The 17,465-nt window shown below is 35.0% G+C and carries 15 protein-coding genes and 1 pseudogene; 15 read left to right on the forward strand and 1 reads right to left on the reverse strand.

Annotated features, from left to right (window positions below; all coding sequences use genetic code 11):
• Positions 1-172 precede the first annotated feature (172 nt).
• A complete protein-coding gene (locus tag EK417_RS14255) occupies positions 173-1,204 on the reverse strand; it encodes a M23 family metallopeptidase (protein WP_110368268.1) in 1,032 nt (343 codons plus the stop codon).
• Positions 1,205-1,428: 224 nt separating this feature from the next.
• Here EK417_RS14255 and EK417_RS14260 point away from each other — a divergent pair, with 224 nt between their 5' ends.
• The 15 genes and pseudogenes from EK417_RS14260 to EK417_RS14330 all read left to right on the forward strand — a co-directional run bounded on the left by EK417_RS14260 (position 1,429) and on the right by EK417_RS14330 (position 17,410).
• Positions 1,429-2,469, forward strand: coding sequence for an NAD(P)H-dependent glycerol-3-phosphate dehydrogenase (locus tag EK417_RS14260; protein ID WP_136522552.1), 1,041 nt, complete (start codon positions 1,429-1,431; stop codon positions 2,467-2,469).
• A gap of 267 nt (positions 2,470-2,736) precedes the next feature.
• The gene (gene mqo, locus EK417_RS14265) at positions 2,737-4,242 is read left to right on the forward strand and encodes a malate dehydrogenase (quinone) (RefSeq protein ID WP_110368270.1); all 1,506 of its coding nucleotides are present in this window, start codon (positions 2,737-2,739) and stop codon (positions 4,240-4,242) included.
• Between the two features lie 68 nt (positions 4,243-4,310).
• On the forward strand, positions 4,311-4,712 hold the full coding sequence (locus tag EK417_RS14270) for a hypothetical protein (RefSeq protein ID WP_034693615.1): 402 nt from the start codon (positions 4,311-4,313) through the stop codon (positions 4,710-4,712).
• A 62-nt stretch (positions 4,713-4,774) separates the two neighbouring features.
• The gene (locus EK417_RS21780) at positions 4,775-4,861 is read left to right on the forward strand and encodes an aminoglycoside 6-adenylyltransferase (RefSeq protein ID WP_438830167.1); all 87 of its coding nucleotides are present in this window, start codon (positions 4,775-4,777) and stop codon (positions 4,859-4,861) included.
• Positions 4,827-4,973, forward strand: coding sequence for a hypothetical protein (locus tag EK417_RS21785; protein WP_438830165.1), 147 nt, complete (start codon positions 4,827-4,829; stop codon positions 4,971-4,973). Before EK417_RS21780 ends, EK417_RS21785 begins: the two co-directional genes overlap by 35 nt.
• A gap of 228 nt (positions 4,974-5,201) precedes the next feature.
• Entirely contained in the window at positions 5,202-7,931 is a 2,730-nt protein-coding gene (locus EK417_RS14280; RefSeq protein ID WP_168801998.1) for a reprolysin-like metallopeptidase, read from the forward strand.
• Between the two features lie 241 nt (positions 7,932-8,172).
• Positions 8,173-8,858 (forward strand): annotated as a pseudogene (locus tag EK417_RS21790) (transposase).
• 633 nt (positions 8,859-9,491) lie between these two features.
• Positions 9,492-10,970 (forward strand): phage tail-like protein, encoded by a 1,479-nt coding sequence (locus tag EK417_RS14295; protein ID WP_136522525.1) that lies wholly within the window; start codon positions 9,492-9,494, stop codon positions 10,968-10,970.
• Positions 10,971-11,214: 244 nt separating this feature from the next.
• Positions 11,215-11,658, forward strand: coding sequence for a helix-turn-helix domain-containing protein (locus EK417_RS14300; protein WP_110368277.1), 444 nt, complete (start codon positions 11,215-11,217; stop codon positions 11,656-11,658).
• Positions 11,651-11,971 carry a helix-turn-helix domain-containing protein gene (locus EK417_RS14305; protein WP_228408064.1) on the forward strand — a complete coding sequence of 107 codons (321 nt, stop codon included), beginning with the start codon at positions 11,651-11,653 and terminating at the stop codon, positions 11,969-11,971. Before EK417_RS14300 ends, EK417_RS14305 begins: the two co-directional genes overlap by 8 nt.
• Before the next feature lie 542 nt (positions 11,972-12,513).
• Positions 12,514-14,013 carry a tetratricopeptide repeat protein gene (locus tag EK417_RS14310; protein WP_110368279.1) on the forward strand — a complete coding sequence of 500 codons (1,500 nt, stop codon included), beginning with the start codon at positions 12,514-12,516 and terminating at the stop codon, positions 14,011-14,013.
• A 308-nt stretch (positions 14,014-14,321) separates the two neighbouring features.
• A complete protein-coding gene (locus tag EK417_RS14315; protein WP_110368280.1) occupies positions 14,322-14,942 on the forward strand; it encodes a C39 family peptidase in 621 nt (206 codons plus the stop codon).
• A 487-nt stretch (positions 14,943-15,429) separates the two neighbouring features.
• A complete protein-coding gene (locus EK417_RS14320) occupies positions 15,430-16,047 on the forward strand; it encodes a DUF1684 domain-containing protein (RefSeq protein ID WP_136522526.1) in 618 nt (205 codons plus the stop codon).
• A gap of 6 nt (positions 16,048-16,053) precedes the next feature.
• Entirely contained in the window at positions 16,054-16,527 is a 474-nt protein-coding gene (locus tag EK417_RS14325) for a GNAT family N-acetyltransferase (RefSeq protein ID WP_136522527.1), read from the forward strand.
• Between the two features lie 73 nt (positions 16,528-16,600).
• Positions 16,601-17,410 carry a glucose 1-dehydrogenase gene (locus tag EK417_RS14330; RefSeq protein WP_136522528.1) on the forward strand — a complete coding sequence of 270 codons (810 nt, stop codon included), beginning with the start codon at positions 16,601-16,603 and terminating at the stop codon, positions 17,408-17,410.
• The last annotated feature ends 55 nt before the right edge of the window (positions 17,411-17,465 follow it).

Below are 17,465 nucleotides of genomic sequence, written 5' to 3' on the forward strand. Positions count from 1 at the left end.
TTTGAATTAAAATAATCTCTCGCAGATTTTATAGATCTATGATCATGAGAATTATATTAGTGATTCTTTATATTCGTGGAACTATTCGTGTTCTTAGTGTTTAAAAAAGGTCTTTAAATGAATACTCTATTTTGTAAAACCAAAAAACTGCCTCATGAGAGACCGTTTTCTTTTATAGATTCATAAATAATTTCGGGTTAATCGGAGTATTGTTTTTGTGTACTTCATAATGAAGATGAGGCCCTGTAGAACGCCCGGAATTTCCGGATTTTGCAATGACCTGACCAACTTTTACTTTATCATTCACTTTTGAGATAAGTTCAGATAAATGTCCGTATAATGTAGCCAATCCGTTACCATGGGAAACAATCACACAGTTTCCGTAACCGCCTTTCTGTCCTGAGAAAATAACAGTTCCGGCAGCGGCAGCTCTTACATCAGAACCATAAGCCACAGCAATATCGAGCCCTTTGTGGAACTGCATCTGATCAGCTTCAGCAGGTGGATTGTTTTTTTCAGTAACAGTTGTTTTAGTTGCAGGAGTTCCGGAAGCTGCTTTTGTTGTCGTTGCAGGAGCAGAAGTTGCAGCTACAGGAGCCGCTTTTGGTGTAACCATCACTTTTACCTCTCTTTTATTTCCATAGCTGTCTGTAAGTTCTATAATTTTCTCAACAGGTTCAGCTTTTACTTCAGGCTTAGCTGCTGCCACTACTGTTGGTTTTGCCTCTGTTGCGGCACTTGATCTTACCGAAGCAAAAACAGTTTTGAACGGAATAGGATTTTTTCTTATCCCGAAATTAGATGAAATATATCCGTCAGTAGGCATTCCTAATGGAACCTGCATCAGTTTTTTCTGAAGATCCATCAGGTATTGGCTGTATCGGTTAGCCTGCCTGGAAAGATAAATAGAATTTGAAATACTGTCCTGATTGAGCATCATTAGTTTTTCATTAGTGATGTCTTTGGCCTTCAGGAAGGAGTTGAGTTGAGCAACGGTCTGATCTACAAGAGTAAGATCAGTTTTCATTTTTAAATAATCTACACTGTCTTTTTCAGTGTTTATTTTTACAAGGTTCACTTCGTAGGTTTTGTCGTCTCTTTCAGAAAAGAGCTTCGCAATGAATACACCTTGTGCAAAAACTACTAGTAAAAGTCCTCCCAGGAGAATGTTTACGTTCTTCTTGCTGCTTAGAAATTTTTTCATATTTCTTCTCTTAGTAAGTTAAAACGGTTTTGAAGATGCAAATTTAAATAAAAATAAGTTTTGTGAGTTATTTTTATTTAAAATTCAGTTTTTTCTGTATTTAACGGCTAATTAGCTGTTTAATTGTGTGGAAGTGTTAATTTTTTCAGAAAATGGCTTTTATCATAGTTTCAAAGCCTGCGTTACGTCTTTGTTTTAATATCTTTGCATTTCACATTCCAATTATGGCTAAAAAGAAAATTATTTCAGAATCTTCGAATCCAAAAAAGAATAAAAAGGATATTTCTGTAGGAGTTGTAGGAAGCGGAAGTTTTGCAACCGCTATCGTAAAAATGCTTGTTGAAAACTGCAAAGTAGTACACTGGTGTGTAAGAAATGAATTTGTAAAAGGAGCTATTGAGCTTCGTGGACATAACCCCACTTATCTTACGGCTGCCCATTTTAATCTTAAAAGTTTAAAACTGACCACAGATATCAACGATCTGGTTGCTGCCTGTGATGTTATTGTTCTGGCAACACCGTCTATCTACCTGTCTGATACGTTGGATAAGATGACGTGTGATTATTCGGATAAGATCTTTATTTCTGCAATTAAAGGGATTATTCCTAAAGTAAATGACGTAGTAGCGCATTACCTGCGTGATGAATTTAAAATCGGTTTCAGAAACCAGGCTGTTATTGCAGGACCTTGCCATGCAGAAGAGGTGGCTATGGAAAGACTTTCCTATCTTACGATTGCGACAGTAGAAGATGAAACTGCAGAAAAACTTGAAGGAATCTTCAGTTCAGACTTTATCAAAGTTCATACAAGCAAAGATATTTTAGGAAATGAATACAGCGCCATTCTTAAAAATATTTTTGCCATCGGAGCGGGAATAGCAAGTGGGTTGGGTTATGGTGATAACTTTACAGCCGTATTTGTTTCCAATGCGATCCGTGAAATGGAAACATTTCTTGAAGCGATTTATGAAGCACCAAGAGATGTGAACGAAAGTGCCTATCTGGGTGACCTTCTGGTAACAGCATATTCACTTTTCTCAAGAAACAGAAACCTTGGAAACCTGATCGGGAAAGGGTATACGGTAAAATCTGCAATTCAGTCTATGAACATGGTGGCAGAAGGATATTACGCTGCAGATTCCATCTATAAAACAGCGAAACAGAAAAATCTTAAACTCCCGATTATCGATACAGTATATGCTATTTTGTATGAAGGTAAAAATGCTGAAAAACAGTTTAAAAAACTGACTGCAAAATTGAATTAAAAAACAAAGGCGTATTACTAAAACCTTGTTTGTGAAATAAAATTAATTGAACTTAGGCATTTCAATGCTTAAGTTTTTTTATGTTCATTTTGATGATCGCGGAGATGATAATGATATTACATTATCAATCCTTTCAATAATGTTTTATTGAAATTTTCCATGGTTTTTTGTTGCGTACCCAATAAGTGTTTTGAACGAAAAAATAACGTGTAAAATCGTTCCGGTTTTTAAAACTTTTCCCGAAATTTGAAGTAAAATTTTAAAATTATGTCACAATCGCTTACAAGCAGAACACCGAAACCTAAATACGACGTTGTACTGATAGGCGGCGGAATCATGAGCGCCACTTTAGCAACGCTGCTTCATGAATTTGATCCAACTCTTGAAATCGCGATCTTCGAAAGACTCGGAAGATTTGCCAAAGAAAGTACAGCTGCATGGAACAATGCCGGAACAGGACATTCCGCTTTTTGTGAGCTAAATTATACCCCTGAAAAGCCAGACGGATCTATTGATATTACCAAAGCTGAAAGTATTGCGGAGCAGTTTGAAATTTCAAAACAATTCTGGTCTTATCTGATTACCAAAGGATATATTCATGAACCCAAAGAATTTATCAATTCCTGTGCACACATGAGTCTGGTATTCGGAGAAAAGGATGCTGAATACCTTAGAAAACGTCACGATAAAATGGCTGAATCTGTCCTTTTTTCAGGAATGGAATTTTCTACAGATCACGAGAAACTGAAAGAATGGATTCCTTTGGTGATGAGCAAAAGAAATCAGTCTGAAGTAATGGCTGCAACAAAGATGGATATGGGAACCGATGTAAACTTCGGAACTCTGACGAGAAAGATGGGAAGACACCTTCTGGAAGATTCCAATGTTGAGGTTTTCTTATACCATGAAGTGAAAGATATCAGCCCGAGAGAAAGCGGTAAATGGGAAATGAAGGTGAAAGACAGAATCCATAGCCACAAACAGGAAGTGGTAGCAGATTTTGTATTCATCGGGGCAGGAGGCTATGCGCTTCCGTTACTGGACAGTTCAGATATTAAAGAAAGTGAAGGCTACGGAGGCTTCCCGGTTTCCGGCCAGTGGCTGGTAAGCCATAATCAGGAATTGGTAGAAAAACACCATGCTAAAGTATATACTCAGGCTACGGTAGATGCTCCGCCAATGTCTGTTCCACACCTGGATCTTAGAATTATTGATGGGAAAAAAGCACTTCTTTTCGGACCTTTTGCAGGATTTTCAACCAAATTTTTAAGAGAAGGAAGTTACCTTGATCTTCCTGAAAGTGTAAATACCAAAAACCTGAAATCCCTTTTCGGAGCATGGTGGCATAATATTCCATTAACGAAATATCTGATCCAGCAGGTTGCCATGACGAAGTCTCAGAGAATGCAGCATCTGAGGGAATTTATCAAAGATGCCAAAGAAGAAGACTGGGAACTGAAAGTAGCAGGACAAAGAGTTCAGATCATCAAAAAAGATGAAAAAGAAGGCGGTAAGCTGGAATTCGGAACTGAAGTAGTAGTGAACAAGAGCGGAACAATCGCTTCCCTGCTGGGAGCTTCCCCAGGCGCATCCACAGCAGTTTATGCCATGTTGAATGTACTGGAAAAATGTTTCCCTGAAAAGTTACACGGAGAATGGAAAGGAAAACTGCTGGAAATGGTTCCTTCTTATGGACAAAAACTGGCAGAAAACCCTGAGCTGACCCATGAAGTAAGAAATTACACCAAAGAAAAATTAGAATTAGAATATTAACATCCATAATGAGCAATGAGTAATAAAGACTATTACTCATTGCTCATTATTTATTACACATAAAAAAGGTGGAAGAAGTAATTGTAAAACCAGTTATTGCAAAAGAAATCCTGGAATCTCTTCAGGCGAAAACAGAAGAGGAGAGGCAGGTTATTGTACACTGCTGTTTTCCGGCATCACCGTTTCTGGGAAACCTGATCAGGATCTGGCATTCGACCTATCTTTTTGACAACCAGTCTGAGCATAGAAGCAAAATGATTCATGCGGAAAACATTTCAATTTCCCCGTATTGGACGCCGGTTCCTTTTATGAAAGACTTTTGGTTTACCCTGATATTTTCCGGGCTTCCGAAAGACTGTAAAAGTTTTGATCTGAAAGAAGTCATTCCTGAAGAAGGCGGTTTTTTTGTGGAATCAATCAAGAGAAACTCTTCTGACGTGTATCGTGTGAAAATATCAGAGTCTTATTAATATGAAAGTGAGGGAATAAAAGCTGAAAACAGATTATTCAATGGGCTGATAACAATCCTGACATCCGTGCTGTTGTTCTTACCAGTTCATTGGTAAACCCTTACGCTCCTGTAGATGATTTTAGTGACCTTGATATCGAACTTGTTTGAAAACAGAACATCTTATGAATCCGGAAATGAATGGATCAGACTCTTTGGTGAACCCATTTCCATGATTGAAGAAGATGATTATAGAGGTGGTTTTGTGAAGTTTTTAGAGTGATATGACCTTGCATAGGTTACAAGATATAGTTTGCTTGTTTAGTAACTATTTATTATATGTATTTCGAAAAACTGCCACAGCATCTAGACCAGTGTAAGATTAAACTTTTTAATGTTGTTTTTATTGAGATTTTTTGAACAGCAAGGGATAGAATAAAATGACATATATCTGTTATTTTATATTATGGTATTCCGACGTACTTTCATTAATAAAATCCAAAAAAAAAATATGAAAAAAAAGACTTACTTATGCATGGCCTTAGTAGGCTTAGGGGTGCAATCCCTGTTTGGCCAGAATTTCTGGGAAAAAACAAAAATCAACGAGAGGGAAGTTATTGAGTCCAAAAAAAACATCGGACTCGATTATTCTAAAGCGTATACTTTAGATATTGATCAGTTACGGTCTGTTTTGAAATCTGCGCCTCAATCAAAAACAGGAATGGCAGTTTCTTCCCATGTAACCATTGAAATTCCAACAGTGGAAGGAGGTTTTGAAAAATATACAGTATATGAGGCATCCAATATGTCTCCCAAACTTGCGGAAAAGTTCCCGGATATTAGGTCCTACAGAGGAGTATCAACAAGAGACAAAGGGAATACAATCAGTTTTGGAATTTCACACAAAGGTATCAAAATGATCTTATTTTCAAGAGATCAAAAACCGGTAGTTATAGAACCTGTAGTATCAGACGGATCAGTGTATCTTGTAAGTCCTGCTGTTGCGGAGCAGCTTCCGTTGGAAAAGGGATGGACCTGCAAAGTTAACGATGCTTCGGTGAATAAAAACGTAAACTTCGTTACGGATAACACAGATGACAGAAAATTCAGAACCTATAGGCTGGCGGTTTCCGTAGATGGAGAATTTAGTGCTTATCACGGAGGAACTATTGCCAATTCTCTCGCTGCAGTAAACGATCTGATGAGTTACATCAATCCGGTTTATGAAAGAGATCTGTCAATTCACATGAACCTGATTGATAACAATGATGCTGTGATTTTTCTGGATGCAGCTTCAGATCCGTATAACAGTGCCTACAATCTTAGCAATGACGTTCAGACTACACTTACCAACACCATAGGAGAAACAAATTATGATATAGGAATTATTTTTACCAACCAGGCGGAAGGAGGAAATGCAGGAATGATTGCTTCAGTATGCCGGAACAGTCAGGGATTGGTAAACGGACAGGTTGATAAGAAAAAAGGAAGCGCCTATGCAGGGCCCGTGAACGGAACCGGACCCCAGGGATATATTTATGCGATGGTCATTGCTCACGAAATGGGGCATCAGTATGGAGCCAACCATACCTTTTCCAGACCGGAGAATTTAGACTTGGGTATTTTTGGGTCATCGCCTGAAACCGGAGCTAACAGAGAGCCGGGAAGCGGAACCACTATTATGGCATATGCGGGAGTAACCGCAACCCATGACGTAATGGATAAACACAGTGATCAGTTTTTACATTACAGCATCAGCCAGATCAATAATTATATAAAAACAACAACCTGCGCAACAAGTATTGGTTTAACGAACAATCCACCAACGGTTAATGCCGGGTCAGATTATACCATTCCAAAAGGAACGGCATTCAAACTTACGGCTGCAGCAAGCGATCCGGATAACAACAGCATTACATATTCATGGGAGGAAGCCGATATTTCGCCCCCTAATCCGCCTTTTACATTCGGAGACTATACTTTTCCAGATCGTAACTCTACAACAACTCCCAATTTCAGAGTTTACTCTCCGGTTTCAAGCCCGGTAAGGTATTTTCCACCTCTGAATGAAGTGTTGGACGGAAGTCTTTACAGTACCTGGAATATGGTCTCCGATGTAGCAAGGAATATGAAGTTCATAAGTCTGGTAAGGGACAACTCTACAGAAGGTGGCCAGACCGCTACAGATGAAGCAATTGTAAGTGTTGATACCAGTACAGGGCCGTTTAAAGTAACTTCCATTTCTCTGAATCAGAACTATCCTTCAGGAAGTAGCCATCAGCTCCAGTGGAATGTTAACGGAACAAATGCTGCCCCTATCAACACGCAGATGGTTAATATCCTGATTTCAACAGATGGAGGAAGCACATTCACAACATTGGTTGCCAATACCGCAAATGATGGGCAGGAAACCATTACCATTCCTTCCATTCCTTCCCAGAAAGCGTATATTATCGTAGAATCTGTAGGAAATATATTCTATGCTGCAAGTCCTGCTTTTGCAATAAATCACAACGTCACTTTGACATGTAATCAGTATCCTGCGAATGGGACATTTGCGATAGCTCCCAATGCACCTGCCAATATTCCAATCAATATTCCTGTAACCAATACTATTGAAGATATTAATGTGGTAATGGACTTATCATATACCAATTTAGAAAATCTGGTATTAACGCTTAGAGGACCTAATGATCAACAGAATCAGATATTCTTGTACAGCAATTGTCCGGGAGTCAGCATTCTGAAGGCTACCTTTGATCAGGAAGGTCAGTCTTTACCAATGAACTGTAATAACCTGAATGCTAGCCCGAATACAAGAATAGAACCTATCAGGCTTGATCTTACCAGGTATTATGGACAAAATCCTAACGGAAACTGGACAATCAGAGCTTTAGATTTGGTGAATAATTCCACGGCTTCTGGAAATGTGAATGCAGCGGCTATAGAACTTTGTACAAGATTAGCTACGTCTACGAGTTTAGCCGTAAAAGACATTGGACTTGAAAAAGATGATTTCCAGATCTATCCGAACCCATCCAACGGAAGGTTTAATATTCTCATGAAAGATAAAACTACCGGAACGGCACATATTTTTGATATGTCCGGAAGATTGCTCCACACACAGGAAAAAGTAGGCAATGAAAGTAAAATAGATCTTACAGGTTTTGCCAAAGGAAATTATATGATAGTGATTGAAGCCGGAACTAAAAAGCTTGCGAAAAAGATCATTATCAAATAGAAGTACACCTATATTATTTTTAGTGATTCTTGGATGGCCCTGATTTCAGGGCTATCCAATTTTATAGCGAGAAAAAACTGCAGATTCAAAAATAATGAAATAGAACTTTTATCATAATAATGGCAGAATTGATTTATTAAATAACGTGAGTTCGATGTAATGAAAGTAGTATGAAGATTTGCAAAAAAGCGAAAGATTTAGTAAGTTAAAGTTATGGATTACAAATAATTAAACTAAATCTTTGCCTGTATTTTGTTCTAATAAAATTACTGAAATTTTCTGCAAAGTTGATGATTTTTGCAAAGAATTTATTCCAGTTTGGGAAAAAGCCATGATTTCTACGAAAAAAAGGAACAGGAAATTTACGATGTCTGTTTCGGAAGTGATGACCATCCAGATCCTTTTCCATCTTTCCGGATATAGAGAGTTCAAGTCCTTTTATTTGGGGTATGTGTAAAAATTCATGAAAGAGTATTTCCCCAAAACAATAAGCTACAACAGAATGGTAGAGCTGAAAAAACAAAGCTTTATGCCCATGAGTATTTTCCTGAAAAGTGAGAATCTATCCGATTGTACCGGGATCAGTTTTGTAGATAGTACACCTTTGAGGGTGTGCCACAACAGGAGGATTCTATGATCACTGCCGGAAATGCAGATGACAGAAATCCACTTCAATATAAACGCTTCATTAAAAAGCTTTATGGGAAAGTTTTTGGGGATAAAGGATATATCTCAAAAGAGCTTTTTCAAAATCTTTTTTCTCAGGGTATTCATCTGGTAACAAAGCTTAAAAAGAATATGAAAACAAAATCTCTAACCCCAATGTTTGATGCCTATATGATACGCAAAAGAGCTATTGTGGAAACCATCTTTGACCAGCTTAAAAACAATTTTGTAGATACTAAACAACTGTATTTATTTCATTAATTATATCGAACTCATGTTAAAATAAATTATATAGTTTGGAATTTATTAAATGATAATGTTAATATTCGTGATGTGGAAGAATTTCTTAGAGAAGAATATAAATGATTCAACTAAGCCAGATTTCAGAAAACTTTTAAGTGCATATGACTATAAAAAATATTCTTAAAGCAAAATATTTATGAAAATTATTCCCACTTTCGCTTTTCATTTAATTTTTTGAGCTTAATCATTTTATAGCTACAGTACGAAAATATCTCAATGAAACCAATATTTATAAATCATTAAAAATCAATACTATAAATAAATCAATAATATATTTGAGTAATTTTTGAGGGTATAGAAAAGCCAAAAAAAGCTTTTGTTATGTGTTACTTTGCATCAGAAACACAGAATATCAGGATTTGTAAAATAATATGTAATAAGATGATTGAAATTAAATTTTAAATTGAATATTTCAAGTAGGAATTAGTACTAAAATTTCCAAATAAATTTTTATAAAAATTATATAAAAAATCATCACAGTTAAAAAACTCCTTCATATTCTAAAGGTGCATAAAATTTTGATTTAACACTTTGTTTAAATTTTTTAAAGCACCTTAGAAAACACTATATATAAAAAAAAATATACATTTTATGAAAAAGACAATTTTTTCAGCAGTACTTTTTTTAAGTATTACTGCTATCTATCATGCACAAAGTACAGGTTTTGTAGGAATTAATACAACTACACCTAGAACTACACTTGATGTTACGGCATCTAATGACCCGACAAAATCAGACGGAGTATTAGTTCCACGTATGACAACCGCTCAGCTTGAAAGTAAAAATACAGCTTATGATATCGCGCAAAATGGAACTTTAGTATTTGTTACAAGTGGCACGGGTACTCCCTCCACGAAAACGGAACTAATAACACAGTCTGGTTTTTATTATTATGATGCAACTACTAGCCGTTGGACTCCTTTAAAATCTTTTGCTGTACCACCATCAAGTACAACTGCGAGTAATGGACTATCAATGGTAGGTACTGATGTTCAATTGGGAGGAACACTGAATAAAGATACAAATATTGCAGGCAGTAATAAATTAACATTCTCTGCTCCATTACAAGTAACAAGTGGTACTCCTGGAGCTGGAAAGGTACTAACATCCGATGCTACGGGTAATGCTACTTGGGGTACATTGCCTGCTGCTACAGTTACCACAGCCAACAACGGATTAACAATGAACGGTACAACTACACAATTGGGTGGAGCTTTAACTCAGGCTACCAATATTACAGGAGCAAGCAGACTAACATTAGCAACTCCTACTACCGTATCCGGAGCCTTACAAATAAGTAGCGGGACACCTGGTGCAGGCAAGATACTAACATCCGATGCTACAGGTAATGCTACTTGGGGTACATTGCCTGCTGCTACAGTTACCACAGCCAACAACGGATTAACAATGAACGGTACAACTACACAATTGGGTGGAGCTTTAACTCAGGCTACCAATATTACAGGAGCAAGCAGACTAACATTAGCAACTCCTACTACCGTATCCGGAGCCTTACAAATAAGTAGCGGGACACCTGGTGCAGGTAAGATACTAACATCCGATGCCAGCGGAAATGCTTCTTGGGAGCAGCCAAATGTATTTCGAACCCCATTATTCCCAAATTCTAGCGGATTCAGCTACAACGGACCTTTAGTGTCTGGTATTAATAGTGGGATTTCTATTACACTGCCTCCCAATTCCACATGGATTATACATATACAACAATTAATACGATTTAACAGAGCTTTAAAAGTATATCAATCAGGTACTAATATACTGAGTGAAGGAGTTTGGGTGAGATTCCATTGGTCTGACAGTACTAATGGAAATGCGTCTTCTGATATTCTTGCGGGAAGGTTAATTTCCGCAGCCTGTTATCCTGGACCTAATTATCATATGCTTAATGGTGAGACAATTATTAAAAATAATTCTGCAGTGTCTAAAAGCTATTATCTAACAACAGCTACCATTGATACAGCTTCTTTGGATACTACTAATCCGATTACATTTAATGGCTTATTTTTTGCCTGGAGTGAAAATACTCTTTATGCACTTCCTTCTAATAATTGATTTTTATAGTTTTAAATTTTTAAAATGATTTAAATATAGATGATTTAGACTTCAGATAAACTAAGATGTTTTCTCAATGCACATATATATATATAATTTTTGAGAAAGAGTTATCTTTTTTATTTTGTCTGAAGGTAAAAAAAGAAATTAAATATAACCTAAAAGCTGTGTAAGAAAATACAATGATAATACTCCAATTATGATCTTTAAATTTCCTTTTAACCCCTAAAGCTAAATAACAAACATGGAAATTGAAAATTTTAAAAATATACATTTGGGTAGGCTTTTAAAGCAAAGAGTTGATGAATGTGAAATAAGTAATCAGAGAATTTGCAATTTCTTTAAATGTGACTCGATGAATTTTAATCATATTTATAATTCAGAAAGTATTGATGTAATAGATCTATTAAAATGGTCAAAATTGTTAGAGTATGATTTCTTTAGATTGTACTCTCAACATCTCATATTGTATTCACCTGCTACAGCCCACTCTGAACTTTCAAGTAAATTATCAAAAACAAAACTTCCATGCTTTAGGAAAAACATTTATACAAAAGAGTTAATAGATTTTATTATTGAATCATTAAATAATGGCAAAAAAACCAAAAATCAAATCATAACTCAATATAAAATTCCTAAGACCACTCTGTATAAGTGGTTAAGTAAATACAATAATGAAAATGAATAAGCCTAATTATAAGTTAATTTATTCAGATATAATAAACGAAAAATATCCTTCAAAAAAGAAACAATGTTCAAATTTTCTTAATAAAGATGAACTTACGGTTTTGGACGTTATTAATATCAATAGAATAATATTTGGATCTACAGAAGTTAATGCTAAAGAAAATCAAAAATTTAAAAGTTATGATCAAAATACTATTAGTAGAATATTAACATATCAGAAGGAAAATAAGTTTACTAACAGTCAAACGGCAATTGAATTTAAGATGAGTAGAAATACTTTAACTAGTTGGAAAAAGAAGTACTCTATAAAGTAAATTCATAAAGTGATTATTTATTTTCTTAAAAAAATTATTTCATTCGATATGAAAAGAATTTTTAAGAAAATTTAGGGATAGATTGCTTTTTAAGCATGATATGAATTTTTATAACCCCATTTAGTTGAAACTAAGTAAAGAATGTATTATTAACAATTACGCTATGAATTCCTTTCAAATGGTTACAATTGATTATTACATAAAGGTTCTGTGGATTCTAAATTTACAAATGATGATGGACTGAGTACAAAGTGGGATTAAAAATTCCACTTTTGTAACTCTTTTTTATTTAAAAAATAAATTATATTTTTCAATTTTATATTAATTTTTTTTTACATGTTTTTTATTAAGATTGTGACTATAATCACAATCTTTTTACTTGTATTTATTTAATTATTATGATAATAAAATTTAAAAGTTTATTGAGATAGTATAAATAATGTTAAAAATGAAGAGATCTGATAAACCAGTTTTTTCAATCTAAATTATTATTTTGTTATGAAATGTCGTAAATTTATAACTAAAAACAAAAATAACCTATAATGTGCATTAAGTTAAAAAAAATCATAGTAATTATAAATAAAAGCCGCCCATTAATACATCGTTTATTATCCGTATTTATTTTATTTTTATCAAAAATTTTTTTTTGCCAAAATTCTCCCGCTCAAATTGATTCTTTATATAATACTACATATGAGTATAGAAAACAAGGAAAATATAATGAGGCAATAAATTTAAATCTGAAACTGATAGAATATTCAAAATCTCAGAAGTATGCAAAAGGAGCTGCTTATTCAAGTTACGAGGTTGGAAATCTCTATTATAATTTGGGAAACTATAAACAAAGTCTAGTTTATTTAGATCAGTCTTTGTCTTATAACAAAGAAGTTAAGAGCCCAGAGCTTTATTCTAAAATCTACGCTGAAATAGGCAAAAATTATAGCATGCTCTCTTTATTACAAAATGCTATAAACAATTATAATATAGCAGAGCAATGGTCATTAAAAGTATCAGATAAGGATAAAAAAGAAAAAACACTTTTTTATATATATAGTTGTAAAGCAGTTAGTTATGAGGCATTGGGCGATTTAAAGGCTTCAATTTTGGCTGCAGAAAATGCTTTCAAAATAAAACAAAATGTCATTTCCGCAACGAGATTAGCAAAAAACTATATTCGTTTTAATAACGACTTAGCTAAAGCCAAAAAATTTTTGGATATAGCAGATAGTTTTATTCAATCAGATTCTAGCGTAACTCCATATGATAGAATAGCATTTCTATATGCAGAGGGGCTATATTATAATAAAAATAAAGAATATCAAAAATCTGAAGAATCTTATCTGGAAGCAATTAGTATAGCTAAAAAGTTAAATCGTCCAAATGAGGAAAAAGAACTTTATAAACTATTATATCAAACTTACAAAGAAGGTAATAAAGATGAAAAATCTCTCTTAGATATTTTAGAAAAGTATACGGTTATCAATGATAGCATGGAAAATGAAAACAGTAGACTTATAGAAGAACCAATACACACAATAGTTAATGAAAAACAAAAAGAATACAGACAAAATTATAAGTGGCTTTTATACATAGGGATTGTTATACTTTCTGTAGTTTCTTTAGTGACTTACAGTTTATTTAAAAGGAGTGAGAATCGTAAAAAAAAGATTATTTTAGAAAAAGAAGAGATTATTTTAAAAAAGCAAGACGAAGCGCAGGAATTGAAGCAAAAAATAAATGAGTCTTTCTCCGAATTAGTACAATTAGCTGAAAAAAATAGTCCTCAATTTTGGATTAGATTTCAGGAAGTATATCCCGAATATCTTAGTAAGATGCTTACAGTGAATCCTAAGTTTACGAATGCTGAATTAATTCTTAGTGCCTACATCTATATTGGAATTTCAAGTAAAGATATTGCTTCATATACATTCAGAAGTTTAAAAACAATTGAGAACATTAGATATTCTTTAAGAAAAAAATTAGGTATTTCTTCTGACGAAAATCTAAATGTTTGGCTAAGAGATTATATTAAACTACATTAACATCAAAACTATTTTTGTGTGTGCTATAACAAACAATAGATTCGCTACAAACTATGATAGGGTTTAATTAGCAATAGAAGATACCAGAGAGAAAAATTTGAGAAGTCTGCTCAGCAATCTATAAACTATGCGTTTATCCAGCTGCTTAAATTAGTAAGTTTTATAATTTCAGGCAATTGAGTTTCTCTGATAATATATTAGCGAACATTTATATGATTAGTATTTACGCAATGCGTAAATTTAGATGTTACCTGCCATTTTAAGGTAAGACCCAAACAAGTAATATCAAACATTAAATTGAAATTGACATGAAAAAACTAGTAAATCTAATTTTAACTCTAATGCTAAGTTTAAGCATTGGACAAAATGTATTCGGACAACAACCAGCTTATGTTGGAATACCGAGTAGCAACTTTAACTATTTTGCATCAAGCCAACGAAATTCAAATTGGTGTTGGGCAGCTTCCTTACAAATGATTTTCAATTACTATGGAGTTAATATAACCCAAGAGCAAATAGTAGCAAGAAGTTATGGGGTTGACCCATATGGACAATTGCCAAATTGGACAGGCAGCTTTCAAGTGATAACAGCAAATTTGAATAATTGGAGTGTTGATAATTCAGGGAGAAGTTATGCAGTAGGTGCAACATTAAATTGGGGAGCACCAACGCCATCATATTTAGTACAAGAATTAACAGCACAAAGACCAGTGTTAATTGGTTATAGATCTGGTTCAAATTCTGGTCATGCAGTTGTTGTAACAGCATGTAGTTATATTCCATCTGTCTATGGACCTATCATCCAATCAATTGTAGTTAGAGACCCCTGGCCAAGTCAAGAGAATATTAACAATAATGGTAGAGCAGAGTATCCAGGACAGAATATTGCAAACCTAATGCAGGCTCATTGGTATATAAGAATACAATGACAAAACAAAAACGGCAGGTAATACGATGAACTAAGTCTCAAAAAATGATTATATAGCTATTCTAGATTTATTCGAAGAAAATACCTCGAGGCTTGCCTCGGGGTCAAAAGAGGAAAAGTTTGAAAAACTGATGATTTTTCATAAAACTAAAAATAGAGTCTCTTCCATTGAATACCTCGGGGATCTGCCCCGGGGATCATTTATTTTTTGTTCTGCAAAACGGAAATTCCTGCTTTAATGTTCCATTTAACTCTCTGCTAAATCATTTTGGTTACATTCGTAAACATAAGTCATTTAGGGTTTTAATATTATTTTACTTAGTTGATTTTGATAATAGCCAGAGTTGTATTGCAGTCCTTTTGGGACATTAACATACTAAACATTCTGCAAAGTATATTTTCATTTATTAAATTGCAAAATGTTTTGGTGTGTTGTAAAACGTCAAAAAATCTCAAAAAACAATAGCTTTACTTATAATTTTAAATTCATGAAAAAATATATCATACTCTTTCTACTGCTTCCATTATGGGGCTTTTCTCAAAAAAAGATATCAAAGGAAGAGAAAGAGGTCCAGAAATTTCAGAAAGAACTGAATGCGGAATACCTTAACCCAAAAGAGACTCCGTTAAGAGGTGATAATTTAAAAAAATTTAAAGGGCATCCCTTCTTTCCTTTTGATACTAAATACAGAGTGACAGCACAATTTGTCAAATCAGAAGATACAAAACCCTTCGATCTTCCTACGTCTTCAGGAAAAACAAAGTCGTATCAGGAATATGGAAAAGCAACCTTTACGTTGGATGGTAAGCCTTATACTGTAACGCTTTACCAAAGTCTGGATTTGATCAAACAGGAAAAATATAAAGACTATCTCTTCCTTCCGTTCCGTGATGCTACCAATGAAAAAGAAACCTATGGAGGAGGGAAATATATGGATCTTAAAATCCCGAAAGGAAATACTATCGTGCTTGATTTCAACCAGTCCTATCATCCTTTCTGTGCTTATAACGCTTATGATTATAATTGCCCCATTGTTCCTGAGGAAAATAAACTTCCTGTAGAAATCCGTGCAGGGGTAATGTATGAAGATATCTACCATCACTAATAGTATATGATACATTTAGAATTTTTTAAAACTGAGGATCTTTCCGGAGTCAGTTATCATTTGGATGACAATCAGATGAGGTTTACAGCGACTGCTCAGCAGGCTTTACAAAGCATCAGTGAGCGGGATGATGATGACGCATTTCCAGTGACGATATTTCAAAATGATCTGCCTGTAGGTTTTTTTGTCCTTGATTTTGGAAAAGATAAACTTGATCTTACGGATAATGAAAACTCAGCTTTACTGCGTTCTCTGTCTGTAAATCCTCAGATGCAGGGCAAAGGAATCGGGAAAGCTGCGATGCTGGAAGTAGGTACTTTTGTCCAAAATCATTTCAAGACCTGCGATGAAATTGTGCTGGCTGTCAACCAGAAAAATGAATCTGCTTACCATATTTATCTTCAGGCAGGATATATTTATGACGGTAAAACGAGGATCGGAAGAAGCGGGCCTCAATACCTGATGTATAAAAAACTTTAATAAAATTTTAAAATCATAATTTTTTATCTGCTGATATCTTTCCATAACTTTGAGTAACATCAAATTACAAAACATGGAAATATCACTTCAAAATCAGGTGGCAGTAGTTACAGGAGCTTCCAGCGGGATCGGTTCAGGAATTGCAAAATCATTGGCTGCAGCAGGAGCAACAGTGATCGTCAATCATTCCTCGGAAAGATCTACGGATGAAGCTAAAGCCGTCTTAAAGGAAATAACGGACGCCGGAGGAAAGGGAATGACCTACCAATGCGATGTTTCAAGGGAAGACCAGGTAGTCAGAATGTTTCAGGATGTCATTGCTGAATACCAGACTGTAGATATTCTGGTTAATAATGCAGGCATTCAAAAGGATGCGGAATTCACTGAAATGACTTTGGATCAATGGAATGCTGTCATCGGGGTCAATCTGACGGGGCAATTTCTATGCGCCAGAGAAGCCATTAAAGAATTTTTGCGACGGGGAATAGATCCCTCTCGGTCTGTTGCCTGTGGAAAAATTATTCATATCAGTTCGGTGCACGAAATTATTCCGTGGGCGGGACATGCTAATTATGCTTCCAGTAAAGGTGCAGTCAGAATGCTGATGCAGACATTGGCTCAGGAATATGGTGCAGACAAAATACGTGTCAATTCCATTTGCCCGGGAGCTATTCAAACTCCCATTAATAAGACTGCCTGGGATACTCCGGAAGCTCTCAATTCTCTCCTTACTCTTATTCCTTATAACCGAATCGGCCAGCCACAGGATATCGGAAACTTAGCTGCATTCCTTGCCAGTGACCTTGCAGATTATATCACCGGAACCAGCATTTTCGTGGATGGTGGAATGACTACATTTGAAAGTTTTTCTACGGGAGGGTAGGAGAGTTCAAGGTTTAAAGTTTTCAGGTTGTTCCTAGAGTTTGAAACGGAATTAA

The organism is Chryseobacterium candidae, assembly GCF_004916905.1.
GTDB lineage: Bacteria > Bacteroidota > Bacteroidia > Flavobacteriales > Weeksellaceae > Chryseobacterium > Chryseobacterium candidae.

Bases quoted from the DNA above. Each gene is read 5' to 3' on its own strand.
- EK417_RS14255 (WP_110368268.1), bottom strand. From the start codon at position 1,204: ATGAAAAAATTTCTAAGCAGCAAGAAGAACGTAAACATTCTCCTGGGA.
- EK417_RS14260 (WP_136522552.1), top strand. From the start codon at position 1,429: ATGGCTAAAAAGAAAATTATTTCAGAATCTTCGAATCCAAAAAAGAAT.
- mqo (WP_110368270.1), top strand. From the start codon at position 2,737: ATGTCACAATCGCTTACAAGCAGAACACCGAAACCTAAATACGACGTT.
- EK417_RS21785 (WP_438830165.1), top strand. From the start codon at position 4,827: ATGATTTTAGTGACCTTGATATCGAACTTGTTTGAAAACAGAACATCT.
- EK417_RS14280 (WP_168801998.1), top strand. From the start codon at position 5,202: ATGAAAAAAAAGACTTACTTATGCATGGCCTTAGTAGGCTTAGGGGTG.
- EK417_RS14295 (WP_136522525.1), top strand. From the start codon at position 9,492: ATGAAAAAGACAATTTTTTCAGCAGTACTTTTTTTAAGTATTACTGCT.
- EK417_RS14300 (WP_110368277.1), top strand. From the start codon at position 11,215: ATGGAAATTGAAAATTTTAAAAATATACATTTGGGTAGGCTTTTAAAG.
- EK417_RS14305 (WP_228408064.1), top strand. From the start codon at position 11,651: ATGAATAAGCCTAATTATAAGTTAATTTATTCAGATATAATAAACGAA.
- EK417_RS14310 (WP_110368279.1), top strand. From the start codon at position 12,514: ATGTGCATTAAGTTAAAAAAAATCATAGTAATTATAAATAAAAGCCGC.
- EK417_RS14315 (WP_110368280.1), top strand. From the start codon at position 14,322: ATGAAAAAACTAGTAAATCTAATTTTAACTCTAATGCTAAGTTTAAGC.
- EK417_RS14320 (WP_136522526.1), top strand. From the start codon at position 15,430: ATGAAAAAATATATCATACTCTTTCTACTGCTTCCATTATGGGGCTTT.
- EK417_RS14325 (WP_136522527.1), top strand. From the start codon at position 16,054: ATGATACATTTAGAATTTTTTAAAACTGAGGATCTTTCCGGAGTCAGT.
- EK417_RS14330 (WP_136522528.1), top strand. From the start codon at position 16,601: ATGGAAATATCACTTCAAAATCAGGTGGCAGTAGTTACAGGAGCTTCC.